The 17958-nt window shown below is 45.0% G+C and carries 16 protein-coding genes; 8 read left to right on the top strand and 8 right to left on the bottom strand.

Features of this window, described 5'->3' with window-relative positions; all coding sequences use genetic code 11:
- Window positions 1-4: 4 nt before the first annotated feature.
- Window positions 5-2164 (bottom strand): proteobacterial dedicated sortase system histidine kinase, encoded by a 2160-nt coding sequence (gene pdsS / locus L5L97_RS10525; protein WP_263181824.1) that lies wholly within the window; start codon window positions 2162-2164, stop codon window positions 5-7.
- A gap of 93 nt (window positions 2165-2257) precedes the next feature.
- The gene (pdsR, locus tag L5L97_RS10530) at window positions 2258-2950 is read right to left on the bottom strand and encodes a proteobacterial dedicated sortase system response regulator (protein WP_263181825.1); all 693 of its coding nucleotides are present in this window, start codon (window positions 2948-2950) and stop codon (window positions 2258-2260) included.
- A gap of 258 nt (window positions 2951-3208) precedes the next feature.
- On the opposite strand from pdsR, the gene pdsO reads away from it, so the two are divergent.
- From pdsO to L5L97_RS10545, 3 genes are all read left to right on the top strand, one after another.
- Window positions 3209-4039 carry a sortase-associated OmpA-like protein PdsO gene (gene pdsO / locus L5L97_RS10535; RefSeq protein ID WP_263181826.1) on the top strand — a complete coding sequence of 277 codons (831 nt, stop codon included), beginning with the start codon at window positions 3209-3211 and terminating at the stop codon, window positions 4037-4039.
- Window positions 4040-4126: 87 nt separating this feature from the next.
- Window positions 4127-6433, top strand: a complete 2307-nt coding sequence (locus tag L5L97_RS10540; RefSeq protein ID WP_263181827.1) for a marine proteobacterial sortase target protein — start codon at window positions 4127-4129, stop codon at window positions 6431-6433.
- Between the two features lie 10 nt (window positions 6434-6443).
- A complete protein-coding gene (locus L5L97_RS10545) occupies window positions 6444-7151 on the top strand; it encodes a class GN sortase (protein ID WP_263181828.1) in 708 nt (235 codons plus the stop codon).
- 105 nt (window positions 7152-7256) lie between these two features.
- Here the strand turns inward: L5L97_RS10545 and L5L97_RS10550 are convergent, their stop codons facing one another.
- A complete protein-coding gene (locus tag L5L97_RS10550) occupies window positions 7257-8282 on the bottom strand; it encodes a GGDEF domain-containing protein (RefSeq protein ID WP_028760265.1) in 1026 nt (341 codons plus the stop codon).
- A gap of 210 nt (window positions 8283-8492) precedes the next feature.
- Between L5L97_RS10550 and L5L97_RS10555 the strand changes: the two genes are divergently transcribed.
- Window positions 8493-10115, top strand: coding sequence for a M28 family metallopeptidase (locus tag L5L97_RS10555; RefSeq protein WP_263181829.1), 1623 nt, complete (start codon window positions 8493-8495; stop codon window positions 10113-10115).
- 139 nt (window positions 10116-10254) lie between these two features.
- Here L5L97_RS10555 and L5L97_RS10560 read toward each other — a convergent pair whose 3' ends face one another.
- The 3 genes from L5L97_RS10560 to L5L97_RS10570 all read right to left on the bottom strand — a co-directional run bounded on the left by L5L97_RS10560 (window position 10255) and on the right by L5L97_RS10570 (window position 12975).
- Window positions 10255-11118, bottom strand: coding sequence for a hypothetical protein (locus tag L5L97_RS10560; RefSeq protein ID WP_028760263.1), 864 nt, complete (start codon window positions 11116-11118; stop codon window positions 10255-10257).
- Between the two features lie 379 nt (window positions 11119-11497).
- Complete coding sequence (locus tag L5L97_RS10565) at window positions 11498-12505, bottom strand: RimK family alpha-L-glutamate ligase (protein WP_263181830.1); 1008 nt, start codon at window positions 12503-12505, stop codon at window positions 11498-11500.
- Window positions 12506-12525: 20 nt separating this feature from the next.
- Window positions 12526-12975 carry a DUF413 domain-containing protein gene (locus tag L5L97_RS10570; RefSeq protein WP_028760261.1) on the bottom strand — a complete coding sequence of 150 codons (450 nt, stop codon included), beginning with the start codon at window positions 12973-12975 and terminating at the stop codon, window positions 12526-12528.
- Between the two features lie 108 nt (window positions 12976-13083).
- On the opposite strand from L5L97_RS10570, the gene hdfR reads away from it, so the two are divergent.
- Window positions 13084-13953 carry an HTH-type transcriptional regulator HdfR gene (gene hdfR / locus L5L97_RS10575; RefSeq protein WP_028760260.1) on the top strand — a complete coding sequence of 290 codons (870 nt, stop codon included), beginning with the start codon at window positions 13084-13086 and terminating at the stop codon, window positions 13951-13953.
- Window positions 13954-13963: 10 nt separating this feature from the next.
- Here hdfR and L5L97_RS10580 read toward each other — a convergent pair whose 3' ends face one another.
- Complete coding sequence (locus L5L97_RS10580; RefSeq protein ID WP_028760259.1) at window positions 13964-14335, bottom strand: diacylglycerol kinase; 372 nt, start codon at window positions 14333-14335, stop codon at window positions 13964-13966.
- Between the two features lie 280 nt (window positions 14336-14615).
- Between L5L97_RS10580 and L5L97_RS10585 the strand changes: the two genes are divergently transcribed.
- Window positions 14616-15527: a DNA ligase gene (locus L5L97_RS10585; RefSeq protein WP_263181831.1), complete on the top strand. Its 912-nt coding sequence runs from the start codon at window positions 14616-14618 to the stop codon at window positions 15525-15527.
- Between the two features lie 70 nt (window positions 15528-15597).
- Here the strand turns inward: L5L97_RS10585 and L5L97_RS10590 are convergent, their stop codons facing one another.
- A complete protein-coding gene (locus tag L5L97_RS10590) occupies window positions 15598-16668 on the bottom strand; it encodes a type I restriction endonuclease (protein WP_263181832.1) in 1071 nt (356 codons plus the stop codon).
- 431 nt (window positions 16669-17099) lie between these two features.
- On the opposite strand from L5L97_RS10590, the gene L5L97_RS10595 reads away from it, so the two are divergent.
- The gene (locus L5L97_RS10595) at window positions 17100-17582 is read left to right on the top strand and encodes a low molecular weight protein-tyrosine-phosphatase (protein ID WP_263181833.1); all 483 of its coding nucleotides are present in this window, start codon (window positions 17100-17102) and stop codon (window positions 17580-17582) included.
- 69 nt (window positions 17583-17651) lie between these two features.
- A complete protein-coding gene (locus tag L5L97_RS10600) occupies window positions 17652-17948 on the top strand; it encodes a hypothetical protein (RefSeq protein WP_041420546.1) in 297 nt (98 codons plus the stop codon).
- Window positions 17949-17958 lie beyond the last annotated feature (10 nt).

The raw sequence follows: 17958 nt of genomic DNA on the forward strand, positions 1-17958 counted from the left end.
GTTCTTAATTTAAAGGTAAGGTAACAAGGATATCCACACCATTATGCTCGCTGCGATTGCGGGCGAGGATTTGTCCTTGGTGAAACTCGGCGACCAATCGTGCGATATACAAACCTAATCCAAGATGGGGTTTGTCTTGGACTTGATTTATCCGTACCGACACCATGGAATCAAAAATCTGCTCTGACATATCAACGGGTAATTCTGGTCCTAAGTTACTGATAAGCAATGTCGCTTGCTTACCCACTTGGGTGAGCGTGACTTCGATAGCACTGTCTTTATCACAAAACTCAATGGCGTTGGCGATAAGTTTGTCCATCAACTGGGCGATATATTCCGGCACTCCTTGCATCATCAGTGGTTGCTCGGGCACTTTTACGCTAAAGCCTTGTTCTGGATAGGTCATTTGATAACCTTGCATACAGCCACTGACCACTTGGGAGAGTGGGAACTTAGTGATATCGGCCTGCGTTAAACTCTGCTCTAGGCGTGTTGCCTCGCTCATGTTGTTTAAAATCATACTTAAGCGGCTGACACCTTCTTGGGCGCGGTCGACATATTTTTGCGTGTCTTTATCTAAGGTCTGCAGGTTTAAATGCTCAAGGGATGAACGCACCACAGCCACGGGCGTACGTAACTCATGGGACAGGCGCGACGACATGTTTTCTAGATAGTGAGTGTACTGACCCAGTCGCCCCACAATGCTAGAGAAGCTACGGGACAGATCGCCAATTTCATCCCGAGCTTTCGACGGTTTGAGGTGATTACGCACACGGCCTTGGCTGTCGATGGCATTTTCGGCTTCATCGCGCAATTTACGAATGCGGTTAGAAATACTCGAGGCGAAGAAGAACAGCGCCAAGGTGCCCATACTCATTATGGTCAAAATCACGTTAAAGAGTTTTTCCAGCGCTCGGTTGCGTAGGGTTCGAATTCCGTGGGTGGTTTCTTCGGCGACGACGGCACCCATCACATTGTTATCAATCCAAATGGGGCTCGCGGCGGCGAGTACCACAGCTTTGTTGTCTGGGGTTAACCGCCAAGTCGAACTTTGCTGACCCGCGAGGGCTTTTTGGATATGACTGCCGTCAAGCTCAGTGGAATCTTGTAAGGAATCAATAAAGTCTTTGGGCGGTTTAGTGAGAATTTTATAGTACAGCGGATGCAGATAATCACGCTTGAAGGTATCCCACAGCGCGGTGCTCTTTTCATCTTCTAAGGTGCGGGTCCATACACTGTCATTCGCGCGAATGTCGCCGGATTTTGCCAGTACGCGACCGTGTTTATCGACCACCCAAATACGTGAGCTATAGTGGCTCATGCCTTTGATAATACTTTCAATTTCCGGTGATGGTACCAGCACTGTGCCGAGATTGTCGACCGTATCTAAGGCCGAGGTGCCGACAACTGCAGCCACATCACGGTATTTGCTGTCGTTGACATCGGCAATGGCAAATCCGAGTTTGCTGCCGACCATGTCTAAGGGAATACGCAGCTCGACATTGTAGCCCACATCTGTCGTCGCCCATTGTCCTTGGATGCGCACCTCAGGTGTGACGGGTACAGTTTGCTTAGGATTAGCGGGTAATTCGAAGGCGCTGATCCAGCCGGGTTGAGTCGTGGCAACGATATAGCGTTTGAATTTATTGTCGGGCGCGAGTGTTGCAATCGAGAGATGATCGTTTCTATCGACACTTAGGGCATTTTTACCCCGCAGTACCACTGTTGGATCAATGACTTGAAAAAAAGCATACAGATAACCATCGTATTGTCCGACCATGTGGGTAAAGCTTAAGGTCAGAGGGGCGTTCGGATCGGCACGCATAATTTGGTGCGCCTCACCGTATTGGATAAATCTGTGCTGATATTCCTGCCATTCGTTGAGTTTGCCGTCGAGTAGAATCGCCCCCGCCAGTGGATAGGCGTATAGATCGCGGCTTTTTTCCACTTGCTTTAAAAAACTCGCTTGCCCATCGAACAATTTTGGCCGCTCGTGCAGCGCTGTGGCCAGTGCTTGAGTGGTGCCTTCTAAGGTGCGTTCTTGGCCGTGGCGAAGATACTTTTCCATTTCCCACACATATTGATACCCCAGCCAAGGTAGGCAGAGCAAGAACAGGCTAAGGCCGATGACTTTAGTGCGTAGACCAAAGGGGAAACGTGTCATAAGTTAGGGATCAGCATTAATGGGTTTAAAAGTTCATTTATCCAAGGTTATCTGGTTCAACGCCGCGCGCTTAAAGGTTGGTTAAGCCATAGATCAGGCTAAGCTGTCCCAGCGATAACCCATACCATAGACAGTATCAATACAATCAAACTCTGGCGCGGTAGCGATAAACTTTTTTCGAATGCGTTTCACATGGGAGGTGATCGTGCTGTCATCGACAAAGATTTTAGCCTCTTGCATTAATTCATGGCGACTGCGTACATGGCCTGGATGTTTGGCTAACGCATGCACCATCCAAAATTCGGTCACAGTAAGTTCGATTGGTAACTGGTTCCAATAGACTTGCATGCGGTTGGCATCAATGGTCAGTGGGCCACGTTCGAGCAGGTTTTCCTGCGCCGTTTGGCCGGCCGCAAGTTCAGAGCGTCGAAATAATGCGGCTAAGCGTGCGGTTAAATGCGGAAAACTCACTTCTTTACTCAAGTAATCATCGGCGCCTAAACGCAGACCACACACAGTATCAAAGTCACTGTCACGGGCGGTTAAAAAGATGATCGGCAGCGTGCTCGACATGGCGCGCAATGACTGACATAGCATAAAGCCGCCGTCAATTTCATTACCTAAGCCGATGTCGATAATGGCTAAATCCGGTAAACGGGTATTAAAGGCTAGCATGGCCGATGGTCTGTCGGCGTAGGTTTGCACGCTGTAACCGTGTTGTTGCAGCACGTCCTTGTAATTCTCGCGAATGGCCGCTTCATCTTCCACTATGGCGATACGCTTCATAGAGCCGTATTCCTATTGACTTGGGGGAGTAAGTTTTCGTGACTATACAGGATTTTACCCGAGAAAAAAGGCCACAAATGCAATTGCCATTTTGTTGCCACAATTGATAGTTGTATTGCCATTTTCCATCCCTGCTCATGCCATTCCACTTGTGTTTAATAGTCCCATTCAGTTTTGTACCCGTTTGACCTGATGTGGTGTTGAGTGGATTGCTTCAGGTACGAGTCCAAGCTCAGCTAATAATCAAAAAGGAATGAGATGATGAAAAAGACACTAATTAATCTATTGGTTTTGAGTTTATTAAGCGCACCTATAGCCAGTGTGTCCGCGCGGGTTTCACTGCAAAACCAAGTGATAGGACAAGACCTCACCCTAGAAAATGATGTCTATGCTAGCGGTATAGCGATGGATGACGAATACGCAAGCGAGGACGAACAACCGGAAGCCCTCATTGGCCTCGGTGGTGGAGCCTTAGTGGGGGCGTTAGTCGGTGGTCCAGTGGGGGCTATTATTGGTGCGTTCACTGGCACCTTAATTGGCAAATCAGTCAGCGATACAGACACTCTGCACGTTCAGCAAAGACAGATCCATTTGCAAGAGTCCCAGTTATCCGAGTGGAGTGTAAAACAGCAAGCCGCCGAAAAACGAGCGAGCGAATATACCAAGGCGCAGCAAGAGCTTGATGAGTTGCTGTCAGCGCAACGTCAATTGCTCAGTGAACTTGCTTTGGGGCTTAGCGTACAGTTTCGTACCGGTTCCTCTGAGGTTGAATCGCATTTTTTACCTCAATTAGATGATGTGGCTGAGGTGATGAATTTGTCACCAGAACTCAATCTTGAGCTGAAGGGCTATGCAGACCGCCGTGGTGATGAGAGTTACAACCAAGCCCTTTCTGAGCAGCGTCTACTGGAGGTGCGTGGCTACCTGATTAAGCAAGGCGTCACTGCCGAGCGTATGACCACTCAAGCCTTTGGCGCTTTAGCGCCTTTGCAAGCCGACCAAGACAGAGAATCGGATGTGTTCGACCGCCGCGTGACATTAACACTACAGCCTCATTTGGCCTTGACGGCGAGGCATGCTGCTGACTAGCGGTCAATTTAAGCAGTCCATTTTACGTCGTTCATATTAACGACAACTAACATCAGTTCATATTTGTTAATAGAGGAAGCCTTTGTGATGATCACAGGGAAAAGGGTAAAAGAAGTGAGTGAAGCGGTAGCGGTATTGCTGATCAGTGCCGCCGTGTGTTGGGGTTTGCCCTTTGTGGCATTAGCTTCGCCGAATAGTACCGGCACATTGTCTGCGCCACAGAATATGGCTTCGGCAATGGTCGGGCAAAATAGTGCTGAGTCACACATCATTAATTACGATGATATTACGCAGGGGCTGTTGCTTTATCGCCAGCCGAGCGGTGCTTGGGTGCCATCTTTGCCGCTCGATACACAAGTGTCGATGCAAGTCTCTGGCTTAAGTAATCGCGTGAGCTTGAAACAGGTTTTTCGCAACAACACTGAATTTGTGTTGAATGGGCAATATTTGTTCCCGCTGCCCAATGAGGCTGCGGTGGATTCGTTGCGATTACATATAGGCCAGAGAGTGATCGAAGGGCAAATTCATCCTAAGGCCGATGCCAAGCAGATTTTTGAGCAAGCGAAAGCTGAAGGCAAACGTGCCAGCTTAGTGAGCCAAGAGCGGCCTAATATGTTCACGACCGAAGTCGCAAACCTAGCACCTCAAGAGGAGCTGATTGTAGAAATCAGCTATCAGGAGACCATTAAATATGAAGATGGTTTGTTTAGTTTACGTTTTCCGCTGGTGGTCGCGCCCCGTTATATTCCGGGATTAACATCGGATTCAAGTGCTAGCGACTCACATGATCCTATGGCACTGGTTCGCCAATCAAGCCGAGTGACAAGTTCGCAGGTGTTTGATGCTGACCGGATTGTGGCACCAGTGCGGGACGGCGCCAGTGGATGCGATCCTGTGCTGAAGGCAGACATTCAAGTTTTACTCTCAAAGGGGGTTGATAAAGCGTCCATTGAGAGTCCTTACCATGACATCAAACTCAAGCAAGACAACAGCGGCGCGGTCGATGTATCGCTGGCGCAACGTGTGCCCGCTAATCGGGATTTTGTGCTGCAATGGCGAGTACAGCAGGGCACTAGCCCAATGGCTTGGGTGTTTAATCAGCAAGGTAAAACCCATAAGCTCGATGGCGAAAATCTGTCTCAGGATACACTTGAGACAAGTAAAACCAGCGGCGTAAATGATGATAATTACAGTCTCGTCATGGTGTTGCCTCCTAAGGTTGAAAATAGTACTCAGCCGAGTTTGCCCCGTGAATTAATTTTAGTGATTGATACTTCGGGCTCTATGGCGGGGGATTCTATCGTTCAAGCTAAAAATGCACTGTTATACGCGTTAAAAGGACTGAAGCCGGAGGACAGTTTTAACATTATCGAATTTAACTCCAGTTTGTCTCAGTTCTCAGCAGTGCCATTACCGGCGACCTCGTCGAATTTGTCACGGGCCCGTCAATTTGTGAGCCGTTTACAGGCCGATGGTGGCACTGAAATGGCGTTAGCACTGGACGCTGCCTTGCCAAAATCCTTGGGCAGTGTATCGCTTGATGCAACGCAGCCTTTGCGCCAAGTGATCTTTATGACCGACGGCTCTGTGGGCAATGAACAAGCGTTATTTGATTTGATCCGCTATCAAATTGGCGAGAGTCGCCTATTTACTGTCGGCATAGGTTCGGCGCCTAATTCTCACTTTATGCAAAGGGCGGCTGAACTCGGTCGTGGCACTTTTACCTATATTGGCAAAGTGGATGAAGTCGATGAGAAGATCAGCGCCTTACTGAGCAAAATTCAATATCCGGTGTTAACCGATATTCAAGTGCGTTTTGATGATGGCAGTGTGCCCGATTACTGGCCATCACCGATTGCTGATCTGTACCGCGGTGAGCCAGTGCTCGTGAGTTTAAAGCGCAGCGCCCGTGAGCCACAGGAGTTAGTGATTTCAGGACGCCAAGGGCATCAAAACTGGCAACAGTCGCTCTCGCTGCAGGACAACTCCGCAGGATTGATGACCCATCAAGGTGCAGGTTTAGACTTACTGTGGGCGCGTAAACAGATTGGTGCATTGGAGTTGAGTAAAAATGGCGCGAATGATGACAAGGTCAAACAGCAAGTGACGGCCTTATCAATGAATTATCACTTAGTCAGCGCCTATACCAGCTTAGTGGCGGTGGACTTAACCCCAATTGATTCAACTGCAATGAGCCGTGATGCCGTGGTTCGTCAGCACTTGCCCTTAGGTTGGCAACCTTTTGGAGCCTTGCCGCAAACCGCGACGTCAAGCCGTTTGGATATGTTATTAGGTGCGCTGACCTTGCTACTCGCCTTGATTCTTACTGGATCGATTGTTCGACAAAGACGGGAAGAGAAGGCGGCCTTGGTGGCACTTACCAGTGAACGATGAGTTAAGCGCGATGAGCAAAAGCAGAACACAGCGATTCTTAGTGGTGGGATTATTTTTAATTGGCGCAACATTGTTAGGAAAGGGACTCTATATGCAAGCTAAAGCACACTTTGCCCAGTATTTGATTGAACAGGCGTGGACTAAAACCTTGGCTGATGGCCAATCCCATAAGCCTTGGTCATGGGCGGATACCTATCCCGTGGCAAAGCTGTCTATTCATCGTGAGCAAGTGGCGGCGAACAACAATATTGAAGCAGAGCTTAATGACAGTTTATACGTTCTTGCGGGGGCTTCTGGGCGAAATTTGGCCTTTGGTCCGAGTCTGGTGTTGTCCAGTGCGCCAGCGGGGCAAAAAGGCAATACTGTGATTGCTGGCCACAGGGATACGCATTTTGCGATACTCAATGGCATGGCGGTGGGGCGTCGATTATCGTTACAAACGCTTAAAGGCAATCACATTATTTATGAAGTGGTGGCGACTCAGGTAGTACATGAAACAGAAACTCAATTTATGGCGCCATCCGATGATAATCGCTTAACGTTAATTACGTGTTATCCCTTCGATTCACTTCAAGGTAGTGCTGAACTGCGGTTTGTGGTTCAGGCGATTCCCGTCGAAAATGAGTCGATGGAAACACACGGTACGAATGTATCCGTTTCAATAGGGAGTGGCGTGCAAGGGAATATTGGAACTGTTTCTCGCCGTTTCAAACATTAATCTGAAATCTCATTTAAATCCTTCATGTAGCTTTCAAAAAAATGCTCTTTTGTTAATCATCTTAGCCTGAAGCTGAATTATCGGCTTCAGGCTAAGTTATAACCATCAGTTACTGATAGGCAGCACACGATTTCGTCCTAAGCGTTTGGCTTCATAAAGTAATTTGTCTGCCGCTTCAATCAATTGCATACCCGTTTGTTTTTCTTGCCATTGGGCGACGCCAAAGGAAGCACTGATATTATTAATGCGTTCGTCTTTGCGTCTGTCTTTTAAACTGAGTTTTTCGAGTCCACGGCGCATAGCTTCGGCCAGTTGCCTTGCGATACGTAGCTGACTTTTAGGGACAATAATCGCAAATTCTTCACCGCCAAACCGATACAGTTTCGTGCCATCGCGGCAGGATTCCTGTAGTCGTTTCGCCACGGCGCGTAACACTTGGTCGCCGAGCTGGTGGCCATAGGTGTCGTTAAACACTTTAAAATGGTCGATATCGGCCAAGATCACACAAGTGCCTAAGGGGGCTTGGGCTATCATTCCTGCAAAATCAGTGTCAAAGGCGCGGCGATTAAAGCAGCCCGTCAGTGCATCGTAGAGAACGTCTTTTTCTGTTTGTTCAAGTTTTTTCTTTAGTGCGTCTATTTCGGTTTGAGCCTTCTGCAGCTGACCGGTAAAGAACTCTGTGCTCGAGCGAATATTGTCCGACTCTTTCACTAAGCTGCGGACCAGATCGAGTACTTGTTCGACGCTAAAGCCTTCGTCTTCGATGCGGTTGAGCTTTTCAAAATTACTTTCGATACGCGACTGGAAGTCATTGGCATCTAGATTGGTATCTTTGAGTGATTGGGAAAGCTCAGTCACCATAGCATCCAGATTTTGGCGCATTTCTCTGACATCGAGTTCAACTGGGTCGGCAACATATTGGCGATACAAGATTTCGCTACTAACTGGAGGGCAAGTGTTGTATTGGGCAATAACAGTATCGAGTTGTTGATTTAATTCGGGATTTTGTTCACCAACATAAGTGTACCAAAGCGCATAGTTGACGGGTGTGGTCGGAATTTTATGTTTGAGCATCAGAGGCACTGCTTTTTTGAGGTTCAGTGCAGCAGCTTGTAATAACTCTAGCGACATATTGTTACCTTACTCAATGAAAATACACGGATATTTTAAAATTTTCGCTATTTTTTATTCTGTTGCAGTCAGATTTAGGTCAACGACAAGAATATCGGTCAGATGGAGACATGATTACCGTTTACTCTTGGATGCAGCGACTCCGTTTGCGCTAAGACTTCCATCATAAATTAAAGATGATATGGTAAAGTCTATCCTTAAAACCAAATAATGATAATAACTTGGGAGAAAGTTGTGAAAAATTTAATCATAACCACAAGTCTGTTGGCCACTATCTCATTACCTGTCTTTGCTGAAACGGCATTTGTGAAAAGTCTCGATCTCGTGCAATACCGAACCGATGTGAAAACCTTAGCGAGTGATGCTTTTGGGGGACGCGCGCCCTTGTCTGAAGGTGAGACCTTAACTTTAGACTATTTAGTGACAGCATTTAAAGATATGGGTCTCAAACCCGGATTTGGCGATAGCTATTTACAGGCGGTTCCTTTGGCGCAAATTAGTGCCGATCAAAACATGCAGCTTGATATCGGCGGGCTGAAGTTTGCTAATGGTAGTGAGTTTACTGCGAGAACCCAAAGAATCGCCGACACCGTGAGCCTGAATAAAAGCGATGTGGTATTTGTTGGCTATGGTATCAATGCACCCGAATATGGCTGGAATGATTATCAAGGGTTAGATGTAAAAGGCAAAACGGTCATCGTACTCGTGAATGACCCCGGCTTTGCGACCCAAGATCCAACAATATTTAAAGGCAATGCTATGACCTATTATGGTCGCTGGACTTATAAATATGAGGAAGCGGCGCGTCAAGGCGCTGAGGCCGTGTTTATTGTTCACGAAACAGCGCCTGCCGCCTATGGCTGGGGTGTGGTGCAAAACTCCAACACAGGGACTAAGTTTACTCTGGTCGATGCCAATAATAACCAAGGTCAAGTGGGCGTGATGGGCTGGGTTCAGCACGAAACCGCACAAAAAATCTTTGCCAAAGCGGGATTGGATTTTGATACCTTAAAACAGCAAGCAGCCAAGCCAAACTTTAAGGCTATCCCACTTAAGCTGAGCGCGCAGCTCACGTTAAACAATAAAATTGAACGCGCCGAGTCCCATAACGTCGCGGCTTTACTGCCCGGTAAAACGCGCCCCGAGGAAGTGGTGATGATGCATGCCCATTGGGATCACCTTGGCACTGTGATTGAAGACGGTAAGTCAGAGATTTTAAACGGTGCGGTCGATAATGCCAGCGGTGTGGCGGGGGTTTTAGCGTTAGCGCGTTACTTCAAACAGCAAGCTAGCACGGCGCCACTGGATCGCTCGGTGCTCTTCAGTGCCTTTACTGCAGAAGAAACGGGTCTGATTGGTGCACAGCATTTTGCTCAGCATCCCAGTGTGCCAACCAAAAATATCGTCGCCTTTTTAAATATCGATGGCATGAATGTAAATAAAGGCGTGGATTACATTTTGCGCTATGGGGAAGGGGTATCTGAGTTGGAGCAATACTTAGATAAAGCCGCCAAAGCCCAAGACCGTTCGGTAAAAGCGGATCCAAGACCACAGAATGGATTGATGTTTAGATCAGACCATTTTGCGCTGGCCCAGCAAGGTGTACCAGGATTGTTATTTATGAGTCTTGGGGATACAGATCCTGACTATATTGCGCATAAATATCACCAAGGAGCCGATGATTATGATCCAAATTGGACGTTGGAGGGGGTGAGTCAAGACTTAGACTTGATCGCCAGTATGATAACCACCTTAGCGAATGGTTCAGATTGGCCCCATTGGCTTGAATCATCAGACTTTAAAGCCAAACGTGAGCAGGATGGTCGTAAATAGGGTTAATGGGTTGAATCATGAGGGCGTCCAGTAGGCGCCCTTATTTTTTAGCACTAATTTGGGCTAGGGTTCGGGCAACTGTTTGAGCGAGAAGGGGTGTTTAATACAATATGGGAAGAGATTTTTTATAGCATTAAAATTAAAAGGAATAGCTGATAGAAAGCATAGGACCAATAAAATTGTAATAGATGTTGTAATCGGCGATTTGAGTATCTTTATTCGGCGAATTTTGGGCGATATCAACGTCAACTTTATAGTAGTTATAGGCCACGCTCATTCGCCAGTTTGGGGTGATTTGTGCATTAACCCCCACTTTAATATCAACCAGTTCGCCTTTGACATCATTGAGTTTGATATAGAAATACTGTGCATGGCTGGTGATTTGCCAACCGGGAACAAATTCATACTGACCATATATGCCAATGTCGGGCAGTGGCGCAGTGACATTTTCGTCAACAATGCGCGGAATTGCTTGGCTACCGCAGACATTATTGAGTAATTCCGATGAAGCGCAAACACCAATCACCCCTTCAAAACCTGTCTTGATAAACATAGTATGTAAACCAAGTGATAAACCGACATCATAGTTACTGCCTTGAAATACATCATAGCCATAGCCGAAGCGCAGTACATCAATGTTTAAGGTTGAATTTAGATTACCGCCTGCTTTGATATCGTAAATGGTGTCGTTAATCTCGAGCTGGAAGGGTTTGGTTAAGGCTTGGGTTTCGGCGTTACGATGAAGCTGTTTCCAGTCTAGGTAGATATTGTGCCGTTCGTTAAAGTGATAATTTAACTCGATAAAGGGTAAAAATTCGTTTTCTGCAAGTTGTAGATCGGACTCATAATCTAAGGTGAAATTATTACCCGAAATAGGGTTAGTGACTTCCATATTGGTGTCTGATTGCGAATAAAAGCCGCCCAACTGAATAGTAAAATCATCGGCTTGCACTTGAGTGCTGAGCAGTGACGCTATGATTAGGGGTAATAGGCGTATCGACATGTTAAGGAGTGACTCCTGCATTATTCTTATTATGTTTAGCGATAAGGTCAGAATTTAGTGCCATAAAAAAGCAACATTTGGAGTTTAACAGCAAATTTTTTAATGTGAACAAAATGTTTTAAAAAATGCAAAAAATTGTGATTAAAAACAAAGGTAGGGCTGATTCTCGTGAGGTTGAATGAAATTTGAGCGAGCGATCACATCAATTGTGGATTGAAAGACTCAGGGCAAGTGTTTCCTTCCTGAACGGCTTTAGGATTGTTGTGTTGTTGATGGGGCGAGATACAAATGGATATAGACACAAACATGGTGGAGAATCATCGATATTGAGAATATCTAGCGGTACGATCCCGCTAGATATTGATATGTCCTAGTGCTTCTATTTCGTCTCGATAGAGGACACAGACGATAGAAGTGACGGAGTAGAAGTCTCAGCCTCTACGCTATCAGCTACGATTTTTGGGCTACTTGGTTCATCTTTATTAAACATGCCTAAACGGATACGAATAAAATGCAAAATTTGCGCGGCAATATCCACATTCAAACAGGACTCTAAGCCCTCAAACCCAGGAGATGAGTTAGCCTCACAAATTTTGTAATGGCCGTTATCAAACAATAAATCGATACCTGCAACATCAAGATCGAGAATATTGGCTGTTTGGGTGGCAAGCCATTCAATTTCAGGAGTGATCTGAAATGGACGCGCTGAACCACCGGCACTGACATTGGCTTTGAAGCTGTCTTCTTGACCACGCCTTTCATAGCAACCCGCCACACGACCACCAATAGTGAATACGCGTAGATCGCGCCCATGACTGTTAGCGATAAACTCTTGCAGAATGATGTTAGCGTTTTTATTGGTCGCTTCAATCAACTGCATTAAATCGTCAAATTCACGCGCCTTATGGGATAAAAACACACCACTGCCCTGTGAGCCTGAAAGTGTTTTAATCACCACAGGAAAGCCGAGATGGCGTTCTACAAGGGCGATATCGACTGGGAATTTAACCAACATGGTTTTAGGCGTAGGCAGATTTTTCTCGGCCAACAATTGTTGGGAGAATAACTTGTCTTTAACGATTTCAATGGCTTTAGATGGATTGAGGCAATATACCCCTAATCTTTCTAAGTGACGAATAATGGCTAAAGCAAAGTAGGTCGTGCCTGAGCCCATTCGCGGAATGATAAAATCGGGCAGCTCGACGGCTTGCCCATTCAATAAAATACTCTTGTTATCTTCTCTGGTGACAGTCAGATCAAATTCATCAGGTGCGTAAACTTCCAACTCTATGTTATCGGCTTTTGCTGCCGCCAGTAGACGCTCAATTTCATACCATTCAGGTTTTAGCTGAGTCGCGGTTTCTTTATATAAAATCCAACCACGCATTTAGTAGCAAACCTTAATCTTCATTCTTTATCCTCGGGTTCAGGTTCATCCTGAACATCATCTTCAATATCAAATACAGCCTCAGCCTCTATTTCTATCTCGGGCTTGGTTGCAGGCAAATGCACTGTACCAACCACGGCATAAAAGGGTTTCCCCATGGCGAGCCTGCGATACTTTACCCAGATCTGCTCTAACAAGCTACTGGGGGCGATATTTCCTTTGGCGACTTCCACAAATTGGGCTTCATCAGAGGTGCAAGGCAGCGTTTTCCCTTCCGCTAAATTCTTCATCGCATGACCATGCAATTCAAGGAGTTCAGCTTCTTTATTGGTAAAATCGCCGCTTCGTTTAAAGCCTTTGGGGAAATTAGCGTCGTCGTAGAAACGTTTTTGAGAGACAAAACTGGCAGCAACTGAGCCGTTAAACGTCTCAGAACCCTTGTTAGCGTTAAAAAAAGACTGTTCAGACATGGCAGATACCCTCTAGTTTTTGATATACAAAGATTTGCAACTGGAGTATTGGCTAGTATTATTGATTTATAAATCAAAAAAATTTGCCTATGTTGGTCAAGAATTTTTATGGATACCGATTTACTAAAAACCTTTCTCGAAGTCTCCCGTACTCGCCATTTTGGTAAAGCGGCTGAGAATCTTTATCTCACCCGAAGCGCTGTGAGCTTTAGGGTGAAACAGCTTGAGAGCATTTTGGGTGTCGCCTTATTTGAACGGCAACGTAATAATATTCAGCCCACGCCAGCAGGCGAACGTATGCTTGGTCATGCCGAAGCGGTGTTAACAGCATGGGAGCGGGCTAAGCAAGATGTTTCCCTCAGCCAGTTACAGACAACGCAGCTTGCCATTGGTGCAGGGCCGAATATTTGGGACGCTTATTTGCAAGGTTATTTACAGGGATTGCATGTCGGTTTACCTGGCGTGGCGTTGCGCACCGAAGTGCTACCCGCGAATGCAATGACGCGTCAGCTAATGGACCGCACCTTAGATATTGCGATTTCATTCGATCCGCCAAAGCTTGATCAATTTGAGATAGTACAACTGGGGCAAATTAATTTGTTGTTGGTGTCGAGCTTAAAAGGTCAAACGGTAAAAGCGGTTGTGCCGGGGCAATATGTAAAAGTCGATTGGGGTACGGCGTTCAATATTGTTCACGCGCAGGAATATGCCTCGCTGCCAGTGCCAACGCTGCACACGAGTTCAGCACGTATTGCGTTAGATTTCATCTTGAATAATGGCGGCTGCGCATTTTTACCTGAGCATCTAGTGCAACATGCATTGCGCGGCGGCGAATTGCATCTTGTCAGCGGCGCGAATGCCATTTCACGAAATGTGTATCTTGCGTATTGGGCTGAGAATGACCGCTTAGCCCAGATCAAACAAGCCATCGACTTTTTAAGGGACGATGGCTCAATGATTGCTCATGCGACGGTTTAGAAACTAAGAATTAAAGCACTAGCGGCGTTAATACAACCAGCCAAGTTAATCCACAAAGCGCAAGACTCATAAAGACGGCAGCCGAGGCAATGTCCTTGGCTTGGCCACTTAACGGGTGTATTTCACTGCCGACACGGTCAACCACAGCTTCAATTGCCGAGTTTAATAGCTCAACAATCAACACGATAAACAACGTGAAAATCAGCATAAGGCGTTCAATAGTGCTGATATCAACCCATAAGGCTACGGGTAACATGACTATCGTCAAGATTAATTCCTGTCTGAAGGCGGCTTCGTGGATCCAAGCGGCCTTTAGGCCCTTCATCGAAAATCCCGTCGCTCTGAATATGCGCTTAATACCGTGATTATTGGCTGGTTTCATAGTGTTTCCAATTGACGTTAGCGACAAAGCGCTGAGGTTCTGCTCATTCAAAACAGGGGGGAATAAACCCTACTGTTGTCTTTGTTAACATTTGACTGAGTCATAAATTTGGCCGCAGTATAGCCTGAGATGAAAAGTGCATAAACAATTAACTGAGCAAATTTGATCATCAACATTCGTTGTTAACTTAGGGAGTTAGTGACTTTTGCGGTTATTTTAGTGCAACTTTAGCCGTGCGGCCTAAGCTTGATGAAGGATATATTGCAGCGTGGGCAAGGGAATGACTCATACTAACACGTTACGAAATTTAACATTTAATCAGTTCATCCGTTTTAGTATTTTTAAGCTCAGCTTGCTTTTACTTTGCGGTTTAACTCTTTCGGTTAACGCACAAACCTCACCACCTGCCATACAACTTGCTACCGAGTTTGATGCGACTCGAACTTCACAAGATATTAATGTTCAAAATTTTTTGATTAGTGAGAAACTCGACGGGGTTCGAGGTTACTGGAATGGCAAGGAATTATTTACTCGGCAGGGGAATACCATCGCCACACCCATTTGGTTTACTGCGAATTTTCCGAATTATCCCCTCGATGGTGAATTATGGCTTGGGCGAGGTCAGTTTGAAGCAATGTCCAGTCTTGTTCGACAAACCTCAGCTAAGGATGATGATTGGCGCAAAGTGCGATTTATGGTGTTCGATGTCCCCAAGGCGGGTGGCGACTTTCAGCATCGCTATCAATTTGCGCTGACTGAACTGAGTGGCAAATCGAATTATCTTGAAGTCATAGTGCAGTTCCAAGTAGAAAGCCTTGAAGCCCTGTATCAAAAACTCGATGCCTTAGTTGCAAAAGGCGCCGAAGGCTTGATGCTGCATCGCAGTTCTGCGACTTATATTAGTGGCCGCAATCCTCATCTGATGAAGTTAAAACCTTATTATGATGCTGAAGCTACTGTTATCGCTTATATCCCTGGTAAAGGTCAATTTGCAGGGCAGATGGGCGCATTAAAAGTGCAAACCCCAGACGGCCGAATTTTTAGTATTGGCACAGGTTTTAGTCTCGCAGAGCGCCAACATCCCCCCGCTGTGGGCACTATTATCACCTATAAATACCTTGGGCTTACCGTTAACGGTTTACCGCGGTTTGCCAGTTTTTTACGGGTAAGAACCGATGTTGAAACTGAGTAGCCGTTCCTAGTAAATCAAATTGCGCATAAGTCTTTACGCTGAGTAATGCGCAATTGATATTTTGATAGTATTATTCGTAATAGGCGACTGTCGATAATAGTTGTTCACTGAAATTAAAAATATCATCTACAGAGTTAATAGGATGACGAGTTTCATTTTTATTTTCATCCACTAATCCTAGATACTTTTTTTTAGCATTGAAGTGTAAGCGGCATAAGGGTTTTCGGTTATTATCATCCAATAGTATGCCAAAGTAACTTTGGGTATCCCTTGCGATGATTCGATTAACTTCTATTTTTTGCCTCAATATAGCTTTTATCACATTGAAACCGTCAATTTCTTCTTCAGTAGTAACTACTTTAATTTTTTCATCATTGGATGGGATTGGGGTATCGATTAAATTTTTGTTTTCATCAGTTGGTTTATCATTGCCAATAGCGGATTTTAAACGTTCATTAATGCTGTCGTTGAGAAATTGTCTTAGTGCTTTATGAGTAATTTCAGCAAATTGATGTTTTACTTTAGGTGTAAGAACCCCATCATAAGCCCTTGAGGCAAAAAAGCGAATAAACTCTTCTTCAGGTTCTTTAAATTGCTCACTAATAATACGTTTTATCTGACTCAAGTATTTTAGTTCTCCTGCCGCGCTGACTATTGAGTTAACGTCGAACGAGTTTTTAGTCAGCTTTTTAACTTCAGGAATTAAGTGTTCATCAATATTTTCAAGATCTAAGATTAGAAATGGTTTTTCATCCATTTTGTTAGGAGCATCAAGATCGGTATAAAATTGATATTCAGTACCGTTTGTAAGAATAGCTAAGCGTGCATTTGTGACAGAAAAATAACGAAATAGTTGTGACGCATGCTTTATGGACAGCTTTTCATTGTACTTTTTGCATTCAATAAGGATTTGCACTTCACCTTCCTTAATTAATGCGTAGTCAACTTTCTCACCTTTTTTACCTATAGTATCTGCCGTAAATTCTGGGACAACTTCGCTAGGATTAAAAACATCATATCCTAGAACTGTATGCAAAAATGGCATGACTAAGGCATTCTTAGTCGCTTCCTCAGTTTGAAGGCTATTAGCAATTTGAGGGATACGTTTTGATAGAACATCGATTCGTTCAATAAAATCCATTTTACTTTTCCTCTTCTTGTACTTTGTGGTGTATTTTTTATTTGAGCGAGTATGCGGTGAACAGTCAGTTTTATTTTAAACCGTACTCTGACATATAAACCTAGTCGATAAAAAATCCTTAGCAAGGAGGCTAATTTGTTTCTGTGCTGTTTATCGTATATTTTACGGGTTAGGTTAAATTTTGAGCGTGCTTGGTATGTATATGGCTCAAGGGGAATATTTTAGCTGAGGTGACCCCCTTAACTTTCGGATCGTAGCGCGCATTTTATTTTTGATAATGGTTTGGCGTAAGAATATTTTGTATTTCTAGGTTTAACATGTTGTATTTATAGGTAAATAATTAATGTTTTAAGCTGCTTATCATATTAAGTTTACATCTAGGTTTAAGCACATTAGATAACTTATTGATAATACTAAGCTATGAGGTATTCATGTTAAAAGATCAAAGTGTACGGCGAATATTGATGGTTTGTATGGGTAATATTTGTCGCTCACCGACGGCAGAGGCGGTTTGTCGTTTTAAGATTGCTGAGCGCAGGCTTAATATTGAGGTGGATTCGGCGGGTACTATTGGTTATCACCAAGGGGATAAGCCCGATAGCCGCGCTATTGAGGCTGGTAAAAAGCGGGGTTTTAGTTTCGAGGGCATGCGGGCGCGGCAGGTAGTGAATGCTGATTTTGAGCATTTTGATTTAATTCTAGCTGCGGATAATGCCAATTTGGCGGATCTGCTTAGCCGTTGTCCGGTTGAGTATCAACACAAGTTACAGTTAATGTTGTCCTATGCTGATACGCAAATAACGGAAGTACCAGATCCTTACTATGGCGGCGCACAGGGTTTTGAACTAGTGCTCGATCTCCTCGAGCAGAGTATGGAAGCTTTATTAGATCAATTGACCGAAAAGTTCCGTTGAGATGCGTATTTCCATTTACGGTTTGGGTTTTATGATAAGTTCGGGTAAATCCCCTTATGCGAGATGACGATGAAAGTAATGGATTCTGAAAACCGAGTATGGTTCCTTTTGGAGCATGAAGGTCGCTTGTACTTGAATGCAAATTGCAACATGAGTGCATTTGGCTATAGCTATATGATCCAGCTCAATGGTCAGGAACTGCAAAATTATGAAGGTGGTGGCCGCGAGTATCTAAATAATCTTGCTCACGATATTCACTATTCTGTTCCAATCGCAAAAGACACATCGTCAATTTACAGAGGTCGTGAAGTCTCAAAACAGCTAGCTGGTTTAGCAACAGAAGCGATTAAAGCGTGGCGTGCTTAAAATCGGTTAA

Origin of the sequence: Shewanella sp. SM71, from assembly GCF_025653905.1 — a bacterium.
Taxonomy (GTDB): domain Bacteria; phylum Pseudomonadota; class Gammaproteobacteria; order Enterobacterales; family Shewanellaceae; genus Shewanella; species Shewanella oncorhynchi.

Excerpts from the sequence above, each read along its gene's own strand:
- pdsS (WP_263181824.1), bottom strand. The coding sequence starts at position 2,164 with ATGACACGTTTCCCCTTTGGTCTACGCACTAAAGTCATCGGCCTTAGC.
- pdsR (WP_263181825.1), bottom strand. The coding sequence starts at position 2,950 with ATGAAGCGTATCGCCATAGTGGAAGATGAAGCGGCCATTCGCGAGAAT.
- pdsO (WP_263181826.1), top strand. The coding sequence starts at position 3,209 with ATGATGAAAAAGACACTAATTAATCTATTGGTTTTGAGTTTATTAAGC.
- L5L97_RS10540 (WP_263181827.1), top strand. The coding sequence starts at position 4,127 with ATGATCACAGGGAAAAGGGTAAAAGAAGTGAGTGAAGCGGTAGCGGTA.
- L5L97_RS10545 (WP_263181828.1), top strand. The coding sequence starts at position 6,444 with ATGAGCAAAAGCAGAACACAGCGATTCTTAGTGGTGGGATTATTTTTA.
- L5L97_RS10550 (WP_028760265.1), bottom strand. The coding sequence starts at position 8,282 with ATGTCGCTAGAGTTATTACAAGCTGCTGCACTGAACCTCAAAAAAGCA.
- L5L97_RS10555 (WP_263181829.1), top strand. The coding sequence starts at position 8,493 with ATGATAATAACTTGGGAGAAAGTTGTGAAAAATTTAATCATAACCACA.
- L5L97_RS10560 (WP_028760263.1), bottom strand. The coding sequence starts at position 11,118 with ATGTCGATACGCCTATTACCCCTAATCATAGCGTCACTGCTCAGCACT.
- L5L97_RS10565 (WP_263181830.1), bottom strand. The coding sequence starts at position 12,505 with ATGCGTGGTTGGATTTTATATAAAGAAACCGCGACTCAGCTAAAACCT.
- L5L97_RS10570 (WP_028760261.1), bottom strand. The coding sequence starts at position 12,975 with ATGTCTGAACAGTCTTTTTTTAACGCTAACAAGGGTTCTGAGACGTTT.
- hdfR (WP_028760260.1), top strand. The coding sequence starts at position 13,084 with ATGGATACCGATTTACTAAAAACCTTTCTCGAAGTCTCCCGTACTCGC.
- L5L97_RS10580 (WP_028760259.1), bottom strand. The coding sequence starts at position 14,335 with ATGAAACCAGCCAATAATCACGGTATTAAGCGCATATTCAGAGCGACG.
- L5L97_RS10585 (WP_263181831.1), top strand. The coding sequence starts at position 14,616 with ATGACTCATACTAACACGTTACGAAATTTAACATTTAATCAGTTCATC.
- L5L97_RS10590 (WP_263181832.1), bottom strand. The coding sequence starts at position 16,668 with ATGGATTTTATTGAACGAATCGATGTTCTATCAAAACGTATCCCTCAA.
- L5L97_RS10595 (WP_263181833.1), top strand. The coding sequence starts at position 17,100 with ATGTTAAAAGATCAAAGTGTACGGCGAATATTGATGGTTTGTATGGGT.
- L5L97_RS10600 (WP_041420546.1), top strand. The coding sequence starts at position 17,652 with ATGAAAGTAATGGATTCTGAAAACCGAGTATGGTTCCTTTTGGAGCAT.